Annotated in this window: 18 protein-coding genes; 7 read left to right on the forward strand and 11 right to left on the reverse strand. The window is 61.4% G+C overall.

Annotation, left to right across the window (positions count from 1 at the left end; translation table 11 throughout):
• Positions 1-24: 24 nt before the first annotated feature.
• Both M2397_RS27705 and M2397_RS27710 read left to right on the forward strand, forming a co-directional pair.
• Positions 25-1,185: a cytochrome P450 gene (locus tag M2397_RS27705; protein WP_259244837.1), complete on the forward strand. Its 1,161-nt coding sequence runs from the start codon at positions 25-27 to the stop codon at positions 1,183-1,185.
• A gap of 102 nt (positions 1,186-1,287) precedes the next feature.
• Complete coding sequence (locus M2397_RS27710) at positions 1,288-1,791, forward strand: AAA family ATPase (protein ID WP_259244838.1); 504 nt, start codon at positions 1,288-1,290, stop codon at positions 1,789-1,791.
• Here the strand turns inward: M2397_RS27710 and M2397_RS27715 are convergent.
• Positions 1,788-3,389, reverse strand: a complete 1,602-nt coding sequence (locus M2397_RS27715) for a murein L,D-transpeptidase (RefSeq protein WP_259244839.1) — start codon at positions 3,387-3,389, stop codon at positions 1,788-1,790. The genes M2397_RS27710 and M2397_RS27715 overlap by 4 nt on opposite strands.
• A gap of 40 nt (positions 3,390-3,429) precedes the next feature.
• Between M2397_RS27715 and M2397_RS27720 the strand changes: the two genes are divergently transcribed.
• Positions 3,430-4,143 carry a murein L,D-transpeptidase catalytic domain family protein gene (locus M2397_RS27720; RefSeq protein ID WP_131699911.1) on the forward strand — a complete coding sequence of 238 codons (714 nt, stop codon included), beginning with the start codon at positions 3,430-3,432 and terminating at the stop codon, positions 4,141-4,143.
• 30 nt (positions 4,144-4,173) lie between these two features.
• The gene (locus M2397_RS27725; RefSeq protein ID WP_131699910.1) at positions 4,174-4,920 is read left to right on the forward strand and encodes a creatininase family protein; all 747 of its coding nucleotides are present in this window, start codon (positions 4,174-4,176) and stop codon (positions 4,918-4,920) included.
• A 50-nt stretch (positions 4,921-4,970) separates the two neighbouring features.
• On the opposite strand, the gene M2397_RS27730 is transcribed toward M2397_RS27725, so the two are convergent.
• Positions 4,971-5,303, reverse strand: a complete 333-nt coding sequence (locus M2397_RS27730; protein WP_145338459.1) for a hypothetical protein — start codon at positions 5,301-5,303, stop codon at positions 4,971-4,973.
• 34 nt (positions 5,304-5,337) lie between these two features.
• A complete protein-coding gene (locus M2397_RS27735) occupies positions 5,338-5,982 on the reverse strand; it encodes an ATPase (protein ID WP_145338458.1) in 645 nt (214 codons plus the stop codon).
• A 130-nt stretch (positions 5,983-6,112) separates the two neighbouring features.
• Here M2397_RS27735 and M2397_RS27740 point away from each other — a divergent pair, with 130 nt between their 5' ends.
• Positions 6,113-6,385 carry a hypothetical protein gene (locus tag M2397_RS27740; RefSeq protein WP_131699907.1) on the forward strand — a complete coding sequence of 91 codons (273 nt, stop codon included), beginning with the start codon at positions 6,113-6,115 and terminating at the stop codon, positions 6,383-6,385.
• Here M2397_RS27740 and yfcF read toward each other — a convergent pair.
• From yfcF to M2397_RS27765, 5 genes are all read right to left on the reverse strand, one after another.
• Entirely contained in the window at positions 6,360-6,992 is a 633-nt protein-coding gene (gene yfcF / locus M2397_RS27745; protein ID WP_259244840.1) for a glutathione transferase, read from the reverse strand. The two genes, M2397_RS27740 and yfcF, sit on opposite strands and share 26 nt — an antisense overlap.
• A 96-nt stretch (positions 6,993-7,088) precedes the next feature.
• A complete protein-coding gene (locus M2397_RS27750; protein ID WP_131699905.1) occupies positions 7,089-7,625 on the reverse strand; it encodes a DUF924 family protein in 537 nt (178 codons plus the stop codon).
• A gap of 56 nt (positions 7,626-7,681) precedes the next feature.
• Positions 7,682-10,135 (reverse strand): TonB-dependent receptor, encoded by a 2,454-nt coding sequence (locus M2397_RS27755; RefSeq protein WP_259244841.1) that lies wholly within the window; start codon positions 10,133-10,135, stop codon positions 7,682-7,684.
• An 88-nt stretch (positions 10,136-10,223) separates the two neighbouring features.
• Positions 10,224-11,177 (reverse strand): FecR domain-containing protein, encoded by a 954-nt coding sequence (locus tag M2397_RS27760; RefSeq protein ID WP_131699903.1) that lies wholly within the window; start codon positions 11,175-11,177, stop codon positions 10,224-10,226.
• The gene (locus tag M2397_RS27765) at positions 11,174-11,671 is read right to left on the reverse strand and encodes a sigma-70 family RNA polymerase sigma factor (protein ID WP_131699902.1); all 498 of its coding nucleotides are present in this window, start codon (positions 11,669-11,671) and stop codon (positions 11,174-11,176) included. Before M2397_RS27765 ends, M2397_RS27760 begins: the two co-directional genes overlap by 4 nt.
• Positions 11,672-11,805: 134 nt before the next feature.
• Here M2397_RS27765 and M2397_RS27770 point away from each other — a divergent pair, with 134 nt between their 5' ends.
• Complete coding sequence (locus tag M2397_RS27770; protein WP_259244842.1) at positions 11,806-12,960, forward strand: DUF1624 domain-containing protein; 1,155 nt, start codon at positions 11,806-11,808, stop codon at positions 12,958-12,960.
• A 71-nt stretch (positions 12,961-13,031) separates the two neighbouring features.
• Here M2397_RS27770 and metE read toward each other — a convergent pair whose 3' ends face one another.
• Positions 13,032-15,320, reverse strand: a complete 2,289-nt coding sequence (gene metE, locus M2397_RS27775) for a 5-methyltetrahydropteroyltriglutamate--homocysteine S-methyltransferase (protein WP_259244843.1) — start codon at positions 15,318-15,320, stop codon at positions 13,032-13,034.
• Positions 15,321-15,662: 342 nt separating this feature from the next.
• On the opposite strand from metE, the gene M2397_RS27780 reads away from it, so the two are divergent.
• A complete protein-coding gene (locus M2397_RS27780; protein ID WP_259244844.1) occupies positions 15,663-16,166 on the forward strand; it encodes a GNAT family N-acetyltransferase in 504 nt (167 codons plus the stop codon).
• Between the two features lie 82 nt (positions 16,167-16,248).
• On the opposite strand, the gene M2397_RS27785 is transcribed toward M2397_RS27780, so the two are convergent.
• Together M2397_RS27785 and M2397_RS27790 are read right to left on the reverse strand one after the other, a co-directional pair.
• Entirely contained in the window at positions 16,249-17,568 is a 1,320-nt protein-coding gene (locus M2397_RS27785; protein WP_131699898.1) for an OprD family porin, read from the reverse strand.
• 150 nt (positions 17,569-17,718) lie between these two features.
• Positions 17,719-18,552: a phosphodiesterase gene (locus tag M2397_RS27790; protein WP_259244845.1), complete on the reverse strand. Its 834-nt coding sequence runs from the start codon at positions 18,550-18,552 to the stop codon at positions 17,719-17,721.

An 18,552-nucleotide genomic window follows, 5' to 3' on the forward strand; every position in this document is an offset into this window, starting at 1 on the left:
TTCTTTGTGAACAGGACTCACGCAATGACACCGTTTGATGCCGCTACCCATGCTGACCCCTACGATTATTACTCACGCCTCAGGCAGCAAAACGGCTTGCTATTCGACGAAGATCTTCGTGTATGGATTGCAAGTAGCGCCAACGCTGTCGAGGCCATTCTGGGGCATCCCGACTGCAGAGTGAGGCCACTGAACGAAGCCGTGCCGCCTGCCATTGCACAAAGCAGTGCCGGGGTGATTTTCGGCCGCTTGATGCGCATGAACGAGGGTCCGCAGCACCTGTGCCCCAGGCAGGCTATCGAACCCGCCTTGAATTCCACAGGTACGGAAAACATCGCAGATGTCGTGTCGCACGTGGCCGAGGCCCTCGACAACCCCGGGGAAAACCTGGATGAGCTGATGTTCACGCTGCCGGTTTGCGTCGTTGCAACTTTGATAGGTATCCCATCCAGCCAGCAGCAAGACGTTGCGAAGCTGACACGGGATTTCGTCGCGTGCCTGTCGCCATTAAGCAACGACATTCAACTCGGTATAGCTAATGACGCGGCCACTCAGCTAAGCCAATTATTCAGCGAGTTACTGGGTAGTGCTGATGAAGCAACCCACTTCCTCAGCCATCTCCTGAGCGGATGCGAAGCCATCGGCTGGAGCGATCAAAAGGCGTTGATCGCTAACCTGATCGGCCTGTTGTCACAGACGTGCGAAGCCACCGCCGGCCTGATCGGCAACACCCTCGTAGCGCTTCATCGGCAGCCTGAACTGGTTGAAGACATACGCGCGACACCACTGCTCGTTGCAGACTTGGTGGCAGAGGTGGCACGCTACGACTCGCCCGTGCAAAACACCCGCCGATTCGTCGCAAAGCGATGCATGATTGGGGATACCGTCCTTGAGACGGGCGATACCGTTTTAGTATTGCTGGCTTCTGCCAATAGAGATCCGTTTGTTAACCCAAACCCCGATAGCTTCTTGCTCAAACGTACTCAGCGAAGAACGTTCAGCTTCGGTGCGGGAAGGCATAAATGCCCAGGCCAGCAACTTGCATTGGCTATCGCGGCTGAAACGATTCTGGCCTGGCTGCGTCGAAAGCCCGCCTCGTCGATTCGCTCCCTCCGGTGGCGTTATCTGGCCTCTCTTAACGGTCGTATCCCTCTGTTCCATCGTGATCGGGAAACCTATGAATGAAGCAACAGCCTCGTGAGCTTTTCCACCTCGAAGACTGCGGGCGCAAGCCCGCCAGATAGCAGTAACCCAGCCTCAATCTAAAAACAGAACGGAACTCCACACATGCTTATCGTCTTCAGCGGCCTGCCCGGCACCGGCAAAACCACGATTGCCCGCGAGTTGGCGCGCCAGACCGGTGCGGTTTATCTGCGCATCGATGTGATCGAGCAGGCGATTCGCGACGCGGGCGTATTGGCGGGTGATGTCGGTGCCAGCGGTTACGGCGTGGCGAATGCGCTGGCGCTGAGTAACTTGCAGTTGGGCCATAGGGTCGTCGCCGATTGCGTGAACCCGGTGCAGGAAAGTCGGGCAGCCTGGACAGCAATGGCCGCGAAGGCAGAGGTGGCGCTGATCAATATTCAGGTGGTGTGCACAGACTCGCAGGAACACCAGCGCCGGGTGGAAAGCCGTACGGGCGACATTCCCGGGTTGACGCCGCCGACTTGGCAGTCGGTGTCGGCGCACGAGTACGAGCGCTGGGACCCACCCGTGTTGACCCTGGACACGGCCTCCGTGACAGCCACCGAGGCCGTCGCGTTAATCGTCGCCCACACGGCAATGCCCTAGAGGACACTCCCCATCGCCTTCATCAACACCAGGTCGCGCCCATAAATATCCGGCGCGTACACAAGGTCACCCTGGGCGTCGACCTGCACCGTCCAGTAACCCAACAGCACCGGCACCGGGGTGGCCAGCCTGAATTCATGGGTCACGCCGGTGGCCAGCAGTTCATCGGTGCGCGCGCGTTCGGCCGGGCTGACCAGCAGGTCGCGCAGCAGCAACGGTTGTTCAACCCTGACGCAACCGGAGCTGAACGCCCGTGGGCCTTTGGTGAACAGCGGTTGGCTCGGGGTGTCGTGCAGGTACACCGAGTACGGGTTGGGGAAGCGCATCACGATCTTGCCCAGCGGGTTGCGCGGGCCGGCTTCCTGGCGCAGCAGGATATTGCCGGGGCGCGCCCAGTCGATATTTTCCGGCGCCAGCGGGTTGCCTTCGGCGTCGAGCACTTGCAGGTTTTGCTGGCGCAGGTATTCAGGGTTGAGCCGGATGGCCGGGAGTTTGTCCTCACGCATGATGGTGGGCGGGATGGTCCAGGTGGGGTTGAGGGTCAGCCGGGTGATGCGAGACTTGAGCAGCGGCGTCTGGCGTTCGGCGCGACCCACTTGCAGGCGGGTTTGCCACACCGGGATGCCGCTCTGGTACACGCTCAGTTGCGCGGCGGCGACGTTGACCAGCACGCCTTCGGGCTCCAGGTCCTGGGCCAGCCAGCGGAAACGCTCGAGGTTGATGCGCAGTTGTTCACGGCGCATGGCCGGGCTGATATTGAGTTCGGCCACCGTGCCGGCGCCGATCACACCGTCCGATTGCAAGGAGTGGCTGAGCTGGAAGGCTTTCACCGCCGTGACCAGTTCCGGACCGTATTGTGTGCCCGCGCCCTTGGGTTCGACGGGCAGGTAGCCACCGCTGTGGAGCCGACGGGCCAGTTCCGGGACGCGCGGGTCTTCCATGCCGGGACGCAATAACGGGCCGCTGCCGACCGGGTCCCAATGGGGCAAGGGTTGCAGACGCACCATGGAATAGGCGTTGCGCAGGCTGCGGTAAAGATCGGCGCTGGGGCGTGCCTGGTCGAAGGCTTGCACCATGTCCTGCAGGCCGACGGCAGCGAGGGCCAGCACTTCGGTGTTGGGGTCACGGGTGGGCGGCTGCGAATGCCACAGCGGTTCGAAGCGCGATTGCTGCAGGCGTCCGTAGTGCAGATCGTGCAGGGCTTGCAGGTAGTGCTGGCTGCTGCCGATGTCGCTGCACAACACGTTGGCCGTGGCATCCGCCGCAGGCAGACTATAGTGGGTGGGGTCCAGGCCGTCGTCGGCGAGCATCAGCAACTGAGTCTGGAGCGCTTGGCGGCGCGTCTCATCCGCCCACAACGGTGCATCGCCTTGTTGCTGATAGAACGCTTGCAGGCGCGCAAGGGCCGGCGCATCGATCTGCGATGCCAGGCCGGGACAGACACTGGGCAACTGCGCCAGGGCCTGTTGCACCGGAGCCAGGTCCAGCGGCGCGGGGGTCGTAACGGGCAACGGCTGCACCGGCAGCGCATCGGCTGTCGCGACCAATGGTGCAACGAGCAAGCAAATGCTCAAGTAACATGCGTGTTTTTTGAACAATGGCTTTGCTCCAATCCACAGCGGGGGAGATGTACTGTAGATGCTGACTTTTATGTGCCGCCTCGGTTTGGCCACCGTGGGCCTGGCTTTACTGAGCAATTCTGCGCTCGCCGCCAATGGCAACCCTCCTTCCTTGTATAGCAGCCTGGCGCGGTCGGCTCCAGAACTCAATCCCGCTGTATTGAAAAGCGCCCTGAACGCCGTGCAATGCGCGGTCAATAATGGCGAAGAACGCTCCGAGCGCCTGGCCGTGATTGACTACTCCCAGCCTTCGACCGCCCGTCGGCTGTGGATCTTCGACCTGCGCAAGAAAACCCTGGTGCTGCGCGACCTGGTGGCCCATGGCGCCAAATCCGGGGAAAACTTCGCCACCCAGTTCTCCAACCTCGAAGGCAGCCACCAATCCAGCCTGGGCCTGTTCCGCACCCAGGAAAGCTACCTGGGCACCCATGGCTATTCGCTGCGCATGGACGGCCTGGAACCGGGATTCAACGACCAGGCCCGCGACCGCGCCATCGTGATTCACGCCGCCGACTACGTCAGCCCCTTGTGGAGCAAGCGCGAAGGCCGCATCGGCCGCAGCCAGGGTTGCCCGGCCGTGCGTCCACAGGTGGCGCGCCAGGTGGTGGACAAGCTCAAGGACGGGCAGTTCATGTTTTCGTGGTACCCCGACCAACGCTGGTTGAAGTCCTCGACGTACCTCAATTGCAAACCCCAACAGGTGGCGAGTAGTCGTACAATCCGTGGCGGTTAGCCTGTCCCCACAGATAAAAGAGAGCTTCGCATGCTTCTACATCAATCGACCTGGATCGAGATCGGGCAGTTCCTGGAACGCAGCCGCACGGTGGTGATCCCCATCGGCTCCAACGAACAACACGGCCCCACCGGCCTGCTGGGCACCGACTGGATGTGCCCGGAAATCATCGCCCATGAGGCGCAAAAGCACGCCGACATCCTCATCGGCCCGACCTTCAATATCGGCATGGCCCAGCACCACCTGGGCTTCCCCGGCACCATTTCCCTGCGCCCTTCCACCTTTATCGCTGCGATTGGCGACTGGGTGCGCTCGCTGGCCGGGCATGGTTTCGACAAGATCCTGTTTCTGAACGGTCACGGTGGCAATATCGCCACGATTGAAGCGGCGTTTTCCGAGCTGTACGCCGAGGCGAGCTTCGGCCGTCGCCCTGCCGGGTTTGCGTTGAAGCTGGTGAACTGGTGGGACCTGGAAGGCGTCACTGACCTGGCGCACCGCCAATTCCCGGTGGGCCATGGCAGCCATGCGACGCCTTCGGAGATCGCAGTGACGCAGTGGGCGTACCCGGACGCGATCAAGTCGGCCGACTACTCCCCGCAAATCGCCAACACCGGGCCGATCCGTGAAGCCCTGGACTTCCGCGCACGCTTCCCAGACGGGCGCATGGGCTCGGACCCGGCGCTGGCGACGGTGGAGAAAGGTGGGGAGTTGGTGGCGCTGGCGGCTCAAGGGCTGGTCAAAACCGTCAACAACTTCAGCAACGAAGCCAGACCTTAGGCCTTATGCAGATCCAAATGTGGGAGGGGGCTTGCTCCCTCCCACATTGGTTATCTGCAGTCCTGCGCAACCTGTTCAAGCCGCGACGGCGTGATGGTCGACGCCAGCGGTTTGCGCTCATACAAAAACACTTTGCCGCCGTCCCCTGCCTTATAAACTTCCAGCACGTCATCGGCAGCAATTTTGCTGGTCAACACCACCCTGGCGTGGCGCGAGTTCTGCGTCACGGTCGAGGTGATCCCGTGTTTTTCCAGCTTGGGGAGCACGCATTGCACATAGGCTTCGGGGCTCTTGCTGGTTTGCAGGATCAGGGTCGGCTTGTTAGGAGCAGAAACACAACCGGCCAGCAACGAGGCAGCGACCGGTACGAAAAAAGAGCGCATGAAAAAATCCTGAGTCTAAAAATAAAGGTTCACATCAACCCGCGCGAACCAGCGCCTTGAGCGAGGCATCGAACTGCTTCAACGCATCGAGCTGCACATCCCGCTGCTGCTCGATCCGCGCGGCAATCTCCGGTGCGGCCTTGTCGTGCACCCACACCGAGGGCACCTGCCTGTGCACCGAGCCTTCGGCCTTGGCGATGTATTGCAGGTCCGCGTCATAGAACCGCGCGATAAAGCGCGCCTCGACCTGATCGTTGCGCGGGGTCAGCAGTTGGTTATGGGTATCGAGCATCACCACCACGTCGGGGCGAGCCTGCACCAGGGCATCCAAGTTGTCGTAGACCGTCACCGACAAAAAGGTTCCCTGCAGCGAGTTCATCAACCAATCAATGGCCAGTTCCGGGTCGGAGCTGTTGACGAACGCCTCGCGGATACGTCCGTCAAGGGCATCCCTGGCGCCATTCAAGGCCATGTCGTGGTAGCGTTCAAGGTAGCTGAGGTTGTCGCGGGTGTTATCGCTTAACAACACGCCCACCGATTGCGCACGCTGCAGGGAGTCTACGCTACCGACGATAGGTAGCAAATGGCCTGTATGCAGTTCACCGGCGATGGCCGCATTATTCACCAGCACGGTGCCGAGCATCAGAATCATTAAACCAAGCTGAATAATCGTCCTCATCACGCATTTCCTTGAACAGCGTTTCGATGAAGCAATTTTGCGCTTTCCCTGCAAAAACAGAACTTGCAATGCGTGATGGTGACTATTATCTGAAGCGATAGTGTCGCGATAAAATTTATAAGGAGCCGCCATGAAGCCCCACCAGAAAACCTTCGACCGTATTCGCGAAGCTGTCTTGCCGGAGTTTCGCGAGCGAGTCGCCGATTACCTGGCCGACTATGAATACGTGCTGCAGAATCCGGGCGCCGACCCAGACCAGGCCTATGCCAGTGCCCAACAATTGCGCGGCTACCTGCGCGGCTTGAACACCACGCGAGTGCTGGGCATGGCCGATTGGGAAGACCTGGACCGGCGCGTCATGCAAATGACTGCAAACGCTACAGCGCAGGACGTCGCAGGTTGACCCATTCCTGCACAGACGGCCGGCACCACTGGCGTTCTGCATAGGCCACCAGCTCGGTGGGTACGCTGTCACCGTTGAGGATCAGGCGATTGAGCATCACCGCCAGGTCCACATCAGCAATGCACCACTCACCGAACAGGTACGAAGGGTTGCCCGCCAACAGCGCCTGTGCCGCACTGATCAACTTGGCAGCCGCCGCTTCAGCCACGGCGGTCAGTGGGGGCATCTTCTGCCCGTAGAACACCACCATCGTCGAGCGTTCCTGACGAATCGGCAGCAAATCACTGCGCAGCCACGCCTGTACCTGTCGCGCCCTCGCCCGCTGTTTTGGATCGGCCGGGTACACGGCTGTCTCGGGGTAGGCCTGGTCCAGGTATTCGGTAATCGCGGAGGATTCCGACAAGGCAAAATCGCCTTCCACCAAGGTCGGCACCCGCTGGGTCACGGACAACCGGGCAAAATCGGCCGTCTGGTTTTGCGCGGCATCCAGGTCCAGGGTGACCAGGTCGAAGGCCAGGCCTTTTTCCCGCAGGGTCACGAACACCGACATCGCGTACGGGCTGGTGTAGAGCGAATCAACGTAGAGGCGTAACGGGGGCTGGTTCATGGCGGGGCTCCTTGGGTGAAGCCCTACGCTACGAGATGTGCGGCGGGAAAGACAATGCGCTGTTTTTATGGGGGCATTCCTGGACGGAATAGCGGGTTAACCGGCAAACCCGCCCTTGTCCAGAAAGGCGCGTTCTTCATCCGTGGTGACCCTGGCCAGCACCGCATTACGATGGGGGAAACGCCCGAAGCGCTCGATGATCTGCGCGTGTTCCTTGGCCCAGCGGTAAGTGTTGGCGTCCAGCTGCTGGTTGAGGATCAGGGAGCGTTGCTGGTCCCTTGGGTCTTCCGAGTGTTCGAACGGCAAATAACAGAACGCGCGCAATGCCGGCTCAACCTGCTGGTCGAGCCCGGCGTCCACCATGCGCTGGGCATACAGGCGTGCCAGCGGGTCGGTGGCGAACATGTGCGCCGTGCCGCGAAAGGCATTGCGTGGGTATTGGTCGAGCAGGACCAGCAAGGCCAAGGCGCCTTCGGCTGAATCCAGCCAGCTTTCCAGCTCGCGCCGGGCGGCTTGCAGGTGGGTGGCGTGGAAGGTCTCGCGGAAGGTGGCGTCGAAGGCATCGTCCTTGGCGAACCAGCGTTTGGGGCCGGCACTTTTCCAGAAGTCGATAACGGTCTGTGGCGTGTTCATTTTATTCTCCTGTAGGCGCGAGCACGCTCGCGCCTACAGTGGACCGTGTTTACCGCTTAGAAGTCCACCGTCGCCGACAGCTTCACCGTACGCGGCTCGCCCTGGGTCAGGTAGTTATTGGCCGTCGACGCCGACGCCCAGTACGCTTTGTTCGCCACGTTTTCGACATTGGCGCGCAAAGTGATGTACTTGTCATCAGCCTTGAAGCCGTAGCGGGCGCCGAGATCGACGCGGGTCCAGGCCGGGATGTTCAGGGTGTTGGTGGCGTTGACGTATTCCCCCCCGGTACGCAGCATCCGCGCGTTGACGGCGGCGCCCTGGAGGCCCGGGATGTCCCAGTCGGCCCCCAGGTTATACTGGAAACGCGGCACGCCGGCGGCACGGTTGCCGTCGCTAAGACCGTTGGAGGTGTTCTGCAATTCGGTGTGCATCCACGTGGCGCCGGCCAACAGACGCAGGCCGTCGAGGGGTTCGCCGAACACGTTGAGTTCGACGCCTTTGTTGATTTGCTCGCCGTCGACATTGAACGTCCGCGTACCGTTGGGAAACTGCGGCGTCACACTACCGGGGTTATTGTTGGTCGCGCTGTTGGGCTGTTCGATGCGGTATACGCCGAGGGTCGCACCGTAGTTTTCCCAATCGAGCTTGACCCCGGCTTCTGTCTGTTTACTGCGACTGGGTGGAAATACGTCGCCGCTGTTGGTGATGTCGACAGCCGTCGGCACCGTGGGTCCCTGGGCCAGCCCCTCAATCCGATTGGCATAGAACGACACGTGCTCCCAAGGCTTGACCACAAGCCCATACACCGGCGTGGTAATGGACTCGCCATAGTTTGCGGTGCGCGCACCGCTCGTGGTGTTCCAGCCATCCACTTCGATGGTCTGGCGACGTACGCCAACGGTCAACAACACGCGATCATCAATGAAACCCAGCGTGTCCGAAACGGCGGCACTCTTGATGCGATTCTTACCGACGATGCGCGGGTCGTGGATATCGCTGCCAAAGTAAGTCACGGTCGGGCGTGGTACCTGGGTCGGGTTGTACAGATTGCCCGGCCGACGGGTGCCCTGCTGGATCGCCTCAAATGCTGAACGCTGCTCACCCCAAATACCGGACAAACCGAAGTTGACCTGATGGGTCACCGGCCCCGTGTTGAAATGCCCGTTCAGGCCGGCCATGGCGCTCTTGTTGTCTTCATCATGGGGCGAGTACAAAAAGCCTACGCGACCGCTGCCATCGTTGCCCACATACAACGACGAATACTGACCATTCTCGCGTGTGTGCTTGGCACCGCCACCGACATAGACCGTCCAGGTTTCATTCAGGTCGTACTCGGCATTGAACATGCCGTAGGTGTCCTCCAGCTCCGACCAACTCCAGTCCTGCGCATAGTTATTCTTGGCCGACGGCGCCTTGGGTACCTGGGTGCCGTTGGGGTAGACCACGGAACGGCCGTTGTTGATGCGCTCTTTCTGATAGCCGAAGTCAGTGGACAGGCGCAGGCGATCGCCACGGTAATCCAGGGCCACGGCCACCAGTTGCGAGCTTTTGAATTCATCATCGATGGCTGTGTCGCCGCCATGCCTGGCCAGGTTGACCCGCGCGCCGAAGCGGTTGTCCTCGCCAAAGCGTTGGCCCAGATCAAGGTGACCACCGGACTGCCCGTCGGTGGTGGTGTCGAGGGTGACGCTGCGGGTGGCGATGTCTTCGGCACGCTTGGGCACCAGGTTGACGCTGCCGCCAATGCCGCTGCCAGCGGGCGATACACCATTGACGAAGGCATTGGGGCCTTTGAACAACTCGACGCGCTCCAGCGCCTCGGTGGTGATGATTTGCCGGGGCAGCACGCCGTACAGGCCGTTGAAGGCAATGTCATCGGTGTTTAAGGGCAGGCCACGGATGGTGAACACCTGGGAGAAGTTGCCGAAGCCGGATGACTGGCGCACCGAGGCGTCGTTGAGCAGCACATCCCCGACGGTGCGTGCCTGCTGGTCGGCGATGGTCTTGGCGGTGTAGCTGACCACGCTGAACGGCACATCACCGATCGAGCGATTGCCCAACACGCCGAGCCGTGCCGAACGCGCCACCTGCCCGCCGCCGTAAGTATCCGCCTGCGCCCCGCCTTCACCGCTGATGGTGGTGGCGCCCAGCTCCAGCGCGTCGCCAGTGGCCTGTGGCACGACGGTGTAGCCATTGCTGCCGGCGCTTTGCAGCGTATAGCCGCTCCCTTGCAGCAACTGCATAAAGCCCGATTGTGCGGTGTAGCTGCCCTGCAAACCTGTGCTCCGCTGATCATTGAGCAACGTGGCGTCAAACGACAACGGCACGCCCGACAGCGCCGCAAACTGCGCCAATACATTACCCAATGGCCCAGGCGCGATCTGGTAGCTGCGCGCCGCGCTGGTCGCCGCCTCGTCAGCCATGGCGCTGTGCAGCGGCGCAATGGCCGCCAGCGCGACAGCCAGGGTCAATGCCTTCAAAGGGCGGATGGGGTGTGGTGTGAAGGTCATGGGCATTCCTGTCGGCACGGTGCAAAGTTGAGGGTTCTCCCCTACACCGGGCGACAACGAAAAAGGTATCAGCGAACGGGTAAAAATTTCAGCGTGGCTCAATCGTTACCCAGTAGCCGGTCAAGCTGCTGATGGTTACCGGCAGGGTTTCCTGCAAAAGACGCAGGCTGGCATCGGTGTCACGCAACGGGAACGCGCCGGACACGCTCAGCCCGGCCACACTGGCGTCGCAGCGCAACACGCCATGCCGGTAGCGGCCCAACTCCTCAAGCAAATCCGCCAGGCGCATCTGCTGCGCCAGCAACATGCCGTTCTCCCAGCTCAGCGCGCCAACATCCAGCGGCGCCAGCGCCGCCACGCTGTCGCTGCCGAACGCGCTCTGCTCGCCGGCCTTGAGAATCAGCCCACGGCTGGCATGCTGCGGCAGCATTTCCACCGCCCCGTCGACCACCGCCACGCGGCTGCTCTGCTCACCGACCCGCACACTGAAATGCGTGCCCAGTGCGCGGGCGGTGCCGTGGCGGGTCTGCACGATAAACGGACGATGAGTCGGCGCAGGGTCCTGGGCCGTGGTGATCATGACTTCGCCTTGCAACAACTCGATACGCCGCACGTTGTCGGTGTAGGCGATATTCAGCGAGCTGGCGGTGTTGATCAGCAGCCGCGTGCCATCCGGTAGCGTAAGGTTGCGTTGTTCGCCGATGGCGGTGTGCTGGTCGGCGGTCCATGCCTGCCAGGGCTTGTGCTGCAAGGCCAGCCAGCTTGCCGGCCCCGCCAGCAGCAACAGCCCGAGGGCCTGGCGCCGGCCGAAGGATCTCTTACGGCCAATGCGCTTGAGGGTGTCCCCGGCAATCGCGCCGGGCACACTGTTGAAATCGCCGAGGATCGCCTCCGCCCGTTGCCAGGCCTGGGCGTGCTGGGCACTGCGGCACTGCCATTGGGCGATGGCACGGCGATCCTCGTCGGTGGCGCTGCCAGATTGCAGTTGCACCATCCAGTCGGCGGCTTCACCGAGGATCAGCGGGTCGATCGACGGGTTCATGCCACGCTCAGGCATGCGAGGAACGCATCGCGCATGTAGCGCTTGACCGAGGCCAGCGACACCTTCAATTCGTCAGCGACCTGCTGGTAGGTGAGACCGTCGATCTGCGACATCAGGAAGGCCTGGCGGGTTTTCTCGGGCAGATCGCGCAACATGGCTTCGATGCGGTACAGCGCTTCGAGGATCAACCAGCGGGTTTCCGGCGACGGTACTTGCTGCTCGGGCAGGTGGGCGATGGTCTCGAGGTAGGCCCGTTCGACTTCCTGGCGCCGCCAGCTGTCGATCATCAGTCCCTTGGCGATATGGGTGAGCAAAGCGCGCGGCTCGCTGCCAAAACCCACGCTGCCCTGACGAGTCAGCAGGCGCATGAAGGTGTCGTGGGCCAGGTCGGCCGCGTCGCTGGCATTGCCCAGCTTGCGGTCAAGCCAGCGATACAACCATCCGTGGTGTTCGCAGTACAGGTCCTTGATAGGCAGATTGAGGGGGGACGACATGCAAGTCACCGGCGCCGAGGCCAAGGAGTAATTAAGAATTGATCGCATTCTAGTCTGGACAACGAAGCACGGCAACGCGCAAATTAATGTTATAGGATAACGCAAACTTTCCGCCCTGCCCTGTGATCCTGCCCATGACCGATGCCGTTCCCCTGCGCCAACGCCTGCTCTCCATCGACGCCCTTCGCGGCCTGGTGATCCTGTTCATGCTACTCGACCACGTGCGCGAAACCTTCCTGCTGCATCGGCAAGTCAGCGACCCGATGAGCATCGACAGCACCGAGCCCGCACTGTTCATAAGCCGCACCCTCGCCCACCTGTGCGCGCCGGTGTTTGTGTTGCTCACGGGCTTGTCCGCGTTTTTATACGGCCAGAAATACCAGGGCCGGCGCGATGTGTCGGCGTTCCTGTTCAAGCGCGGATTGTTCCTGGTAGTGCTGGAATTCACCCTGGTCAACTTCGCCTGGACCTTCCAACTGCCGCCCAGCGTGATCTACCTCCAGGTGATCTGGGCGATTGGCATCAGCATGCTCGCCCTCGCCGCCCTGGTGTGGTTGCCGCGCCTGCTGTTGATCGGGCTGGCGCTGGTGATCATCGGCGGGCACAACCTGCTGGATGGGTTGCACTTCGATCCAGGCTCGGCGCTGCATATTCCGTGGACGATCCTGCATGAACGCAGTTGGATTGACGTGTCCGACACCCTGCGCCTGCGCACGACCTACCCGGTACTGCCGTGGATCGGCGTGATTGCCCTGGGTTACGGCCTGGGACCGTGGTTTGCCAATGCCACGCGGCCTGCCGTGCGCCAGCGCTATTTGCTGGTCGGCGGTGTGAGTGCGTTGGTGGGGTTTGTGCTGTTGCGTGCGCTCAATGGCTACGGCGAGAAGCCCTGGCAGGCGTATGACAGCGGCGTGCAGACGCTGATGAGCTTTTTCAACGTCACCAAGTACCCGCCTTCGCTGCTGTTCCTGGCGCTGACCCTGGGGATTGGACTGTTGCTGTTGCTGGCGTTTGAACGCGTGGGGCATCGACGCTGGATCGGCGTATTGGCGGTGTTTGGTGCGGCGCCGATGTTCTTTTATCTGCTGCATCTTTATGTGCTGAAAGTGCTGTATGTCGCGTGTGTTGCGCTGTTTGGCCTGAACCATGGCAACTACTTTGGCTTCGAGAGTATCGGTGCGGTGTGGCTGGTGGCGTTGGTGTTGCCCCTGGCGCTCTACCCGCCGGTGCGCTGGTTCGCCGGGCTCAAAGCGCGGCGGCGCGATATTACCTGGCTCAAATACCTCTGACCTGACATGGACTAAATATGGGAGGGCCGGTGCGACGATACGACTTGCCCCCTCCCACATTTTTTACGATGTTAAGCCAACTCAGCCCGTAGCTGGCGAGCTGCGGTGACCATATGGATCAACGCCGCTTCCGTCTCCGGCCACCCCCGCGTCTTCAACCCGCAATCCGGGTTTACCCACAAGCGCTCGGCAGGGATCCGCCGGGCGGCCTTGCGCAGCAGGTTGGCCATTTCCGAGGCATCCGGCACCCGTGGCGAGTGGATGTCGTAGACGCCCGGGCCGATGTCGTTGGGGTAGGCGAAGGCTTCGAACGCGTCCAGCAACTCCATGTCCGAGCGCGAGGTCTCGATGGTGATCACGTCGGCATCCATGGCGGCGATGGACTCGATCACATCGTTGAACTCGCTGTAGCACATGTGCGTGTGGATCTGGGTTTCATCGCGCACGCCCGAGGCGCACAGGCGGAACACTTCGGTGGCCCAGTCCAGGTACCCTTGCCACTGCGCCTGGCGCAACGGCAGGCCTTCGCGGAACGCGGCTTCGTCAATTTGTACGATCTGAATGCCGGCGGCTTCCAGGTCGACCACTTCGTCGCGAATCGCCAGGGCCAGTTGGCGGGCCTGCACTTCGCGGCTCACGTCTTCACGCGGGAACGACCACATCAGCATGGTCACAGGGCCGGTCAGCATGCCCTTCATCACCTTGCGGGTCAGGCCCTGGGCGTAGCGGATCCACTCCACCGTCATCGCCTTCGGGCGGCTCAGGTCGCCGAAGATCACCGCCGGCTTCACGCAACGCGAACCGTAGCTCTGCACCCAGCCAAAGCGGGTGAACACGTAGCCGTCCAACTGCTCGGCGAAGTACTCGACCATGTCGTTGCGCTCGGCTTCACCGTGCACCAGCACGTCCAGGCCGAGGTTTTCCTGCACCTCGACGGCGTGACGAATCTCGCTGTGCATGGCTTCGACGTATTCGGCCTGGCTCAACTTGCCTTGCTTGTAGGACTGGCGCGCCAAGCGGATTGAGGCGGTCTGCGGGAACGAACCGATGGTGGTGGTCGGGAACAGCGGCAGCTTCAGGCCCGCACGTTGTTTCTCGATGCGCTGGGTAAACGGCGACTGGCGCTGGCTGTCCTTGCGGGTAATCGCCGCCACACGCGCTTGTACCGCAGGCTTGTGGATACGCGCAGAGGCAGCGCGGGCCGCCTGCACGGCGCGGCTTTCAGCCAGGGCAGCGAGGACGTTGGGCGCTTCGGGCTGGTTAACCGCTTGCGCCAGCACCGCCACTTCAGCGCATTTTTGCACGGCGAACGCCAGCCAGCTTTTCAGCTCGGCATCCAACTGGTCTTCACGGCCCAGATCCACCGGGCTGTGCAGCAAGGAGCAGGACGGCGCCACCCACAGGCGATCGCCCAATTTCTCATGGGCGTGCTGCAAAGTGGCCAGGGCGTTTTCGAGGTCGCAACGCCACACGTTACGGCCGTTGACCACGCCCAGGGACAGCACCTTGTACGCCGGCAGGCGGTCAAGGATGGTCGGGTACTGCTCCGGCGCACGCACCAGGTCGATGTGCAGGCCATCCACCGGCAGGTTTGCGGCCAGGCCCAGGTTCTCTTCCAGGCCACCGAAGTAGGTCGCCACCAGCTTTTTCAGTGGGTCGCGCTGGATCAGGTTGTAGGCACGCTCAAAGGCGTTTTTCCAGTCCTGCGGCAGGTCGAGGACCAGGATCGGCTCGTCGATCTGCACCCATTCCACGCCGAGGTCGGCCAGGCGCTGGAAGATCTGGCCGTACAGCGGCAGCAGGCGCTCAAGCAGGTCGAGCTTGTCGAAGTCAGCGCCCTTGGCCTTGCCCATCCACAGGTAGGTCAGCGGGCCGATCACCACCGGCTTGACGGTGTGACCCAGGTCGAGGGCTTCCTGCACCTCTTCGAATAATTGCTCCCAACCCAGGTGGAATTGCTGGTCGGCACTGAATTCAGGCACCAGGTAGTGGTAGTTGGTATCGAACCACTTGGTCATTTCCTGGGCATGGGCACCGCCGCAGCAGCTGTCGCTGACGCCACGGGCCATGCCGAACAGGGTGTCGAGGGTGGCATGGCCATCGGTCGGACGAAAACGTTCGGGAATCACGCCGAACATCAGCGAGTGGGTCAGCACCTGGTCGTACCAGGCGAAATCACCGGCAGGCAGCAGCTCAATGCCCGCCTGCTTTTGCAGATCCCAGTGGGCCTTGCGCAGTTCACGGCCGACCGCACGCAGACCGGCTTCGTCAAGCTCGCCCTTCCAGAACGCTTCCTGCGCTTTTTTCAGTTCACGATCGCGTCCAATGCGCGGAAATCCGAGGGAATGAGCGACTGCCATGACTTACAACTCCAGTGTCGATAGATATGGCAGCCATTGTCGACACACACCCATAGTGAGACAAACTCATTTTATTCCTGACGATCACAAGTTCCACTCATGTTGCGAGCAATGAATAGATCAACCCATTGCTGTTCGCACCCATCTACTGCGCTTACCATGCGCTTAAACAAATCTTCAAATGAGTACCCTTGATCAAAACCAGCCTCGCCACAGCTACAGTGCCAGCCACGCTATTTCGGATAGGTCCCTACAGGGATGTCATTACCCAAGACAGTTGCCTCTGCAACGCAATCAGCTATGAGATCGCAACAACGCTCAAGGCCTACACAAAGAGTCCCTATGAAGCCCTCCAGCGAAGACCTTTCGATACGTAGACTGGAAGAACTCCCAGACGAGATCCACACGTTGGAAGCGCAGGCCATTGCCGAAGGGTTCAGGTTCCTGACGCGCCTGATCACAGAGTGGGTAGCAGGCGCCAATCGGTTCGAACAACCGGGCGAGTACCTTTTGGGCGTGTTTTGCCAGAAGCAACTGATTGCAGTCGGCGGCGTTTCCCGTGATCCCTACGCCGGCTCAACAGTGGGCCGACTGCGCCGGGTATACGTTACTCCCGAAATGCGAGGGCGAAACGTGGGTAAGGCTCTGGTGCAAGCATTGCTGGATTGCGCCGCAGTGAAATTCCAAGATGTGCGTTTATCTACCGATACACCCGAAGCCGCAGCATTTTATCTGCGCTGCGGTTTTCATCAGATCAGCGATGACACCGCGACGCATGCACTATCACTGAGCGCCCACTCGGCCCCCTGTAGGAGCGAGCTTGCTCGCGAAGGTCGTCAACGATAACGTGCGAATTCTGGAGGCACGCGGAGCCTTGACGTTTTTCGCGAGCAAGCTCGCGCCTACAGAGGTGAGGGGCTCAGCGGTACTACATCAACGGAATCGAATAGCTCACAAACACCCGATTCTGGTCCTGGTCCCGCGCCACTTCACTGCGTGACACGCCGTTACGCCAGCCGAACCCGACGTTCTTGAATGTGCCGCTCTGCACCACGTAATCCAACGAGATGTCCCGCTCCCACTCGCTGGCATCGTTGCCGCTGGTGGTGAGGATGTGCTCGCCCTTGAGGTACATCACCGAGGCCTTAAGGCCCGGTACACCCAGCGACGCGAAGTCGTAGGCGTACTGGGCAAAGGCGGTGCGTTCGCCGGCCTGGATGAAGGTCTGCACGGTACGGTCGGTGTAGAGGTACAGGCTGGCACCGCCCTCGCCTTTGTTCACCAGGCCGCCCTGGTTGAGTTGGGCGAAGTTGCTGTCGTCCGAGACTTGCTGGTAGCCGGCGGTGATCGCGTGCGGGCCGAGGGAGTAGATGAACGCAGCGCTCCAGGTGTTGTTGTCGATTTCACCGTTGCCGTTCTTGGTATAGCCGCCCAGCTTGTAGCCTTCGGCACGGCCGGCAGCACTGCTGTTTTTGCCGTCGGAGCTGGTCTTGAAGTAGCGCAGGTCGGTTTTCAATGAGCCGTATTCGCCCAGCGGCAATACATGTATCAGCCCGGCGAAGTGTTGTTGGTAATAGTCTTCGAGGTTGGCGTAGTAGTACTGGACCATCAGGTCCTTGGTCAGCTGGTAGTCCGCACCGGCGTAGGTGAATTTATTGCTTTCCTGGGTACCGCCCGCCGCTGCCAGGCCACTGCGGTCGCTGGAGCCGCGACCGGTGGTGTGCTCAAGCTGGCCGCCGACCAGGGTCAGGTTGTCGATGTCCTTGCTGGTGACTTGCCCGCCTTCGAACGACTGCGGCAACAGGCGGCCGTCGTTGCTCACCAGGATCGGCAGGTTCGGGCGCAGGTAGCCGTAGCGCGCTTCGGTCTTGGCAAAGCGCGCCTTGGCGGTGGCACCGCCACGGGCCCAGTTGTCCGTGGCCTTGCCGTCTTCGGTGGGGATCATCGAGCTGCCGACATGGCGCGCGGCGCTGCTATCGAGGGTCACGCCGAGCATGCCGATGGCGTCCAGGCCAAAGCCGACGGTGCCATCGGTAAAGCCCGACTGGTAGTTGAGGATAAAGGCCTGGCCCCACTCTTCGGTCTTCGACGGTGCCGCCGTGCCGTCGCGGTTGTCGTTATTGAAGTAGAAGTTACGCATGCTCAAGTTGGCTTTGCTGTCGCTCAAAAAGTCAGCAGACGCCAAGGGGCTCAGGGCAATGCCCAGGCCGCCGGTCAATACAGTTAATACATTCAACGTGGCTTTCATCAGGACGAACTCCGGCGCGGAATCCAAGTTCCGGGCGCAAAAAATGGGCAGCAGGATGCCGTCGGCCAAACGTGACGTTGGCCGGGGCGTTAACGGTTGTTCAGTTGCTTAGTTGTTAGCTAGTTGAGTGAAGTGAAACCTCCGTAAACCTCAGTCAATCAATCCATGAGCGTCATAAAACGGATACGGCCCCGGGTAATCCCCGAACACACCGTTGTGGCTGATCAAGCCGTGTTGCGCATCCCAGCGATGCAACAAATACCCCGCCGGTTCCAGGTTGAAATGCGCGGGCGCGGCGTCTTGCAGGTCCAGCACAATCTGATGGGAGGTGCCGGGGCACACACAACTCAAGCTGCCGCCAAAGCGTCGCTGCATCGGCCGGTGCAGGTGCCCGCACAGCAGGCGTTCCACTTGCGGGTGGCGCGCCACGACGCGCTCCAGTGCGGCGGCGTTGATAAAGGCTTCGCGGTCCATATGGCCGATGCCGCTGATAAACGGCGGATGGTGCAGGATCAGCAACGTGGGCGCGTCCGGCCGTCGTGCCAGTTGCGCGTCCAACCAGTGCAATTGGCTGTCCAGTAGCTGGCCGCCGTGCCCACCCGGGATAGTCGAGTCCAGGCCGATCAAACGCAGCGGATGCTCGTCCACCACCCAGTCCAACGGCCCCTCTGCCGACAACGGCAAATAGGCGTGATCACGGAATGCCTCGAGCAACGGACCGCGTGTGTCGTGGTTGCCCGGCACCAGGTAGCACGGCATGTGCAGGCGCGCGAGTTCGGGGTGCAGCACGGCGTATTCATCGGCGCGACCGAAGTCCACCAGGTCACCGCTGACCACCACGATATCGGGCCGGGGTTGGCTGGCGTTCAAATGGTCGACGGCACGGCGCAGCGCGCCCAAGGTATCGACCACCCCATACGTCAGGCGCTGGCCGGCTTTAAGGTGCAGGTCGCTGATTTGCGCAACAAGAAACGGACGATTCAC

The sequence above is a fragment of the Pseudomonas sp. BIGb0381 genome (genome assembly GCF_024809815.1).
Lineage (GTDB): Bacteria > Pseudomonadota > Gammaproteobacteria > Pseudomonadales > Pseudomonadaceae > Aquipseudomonas.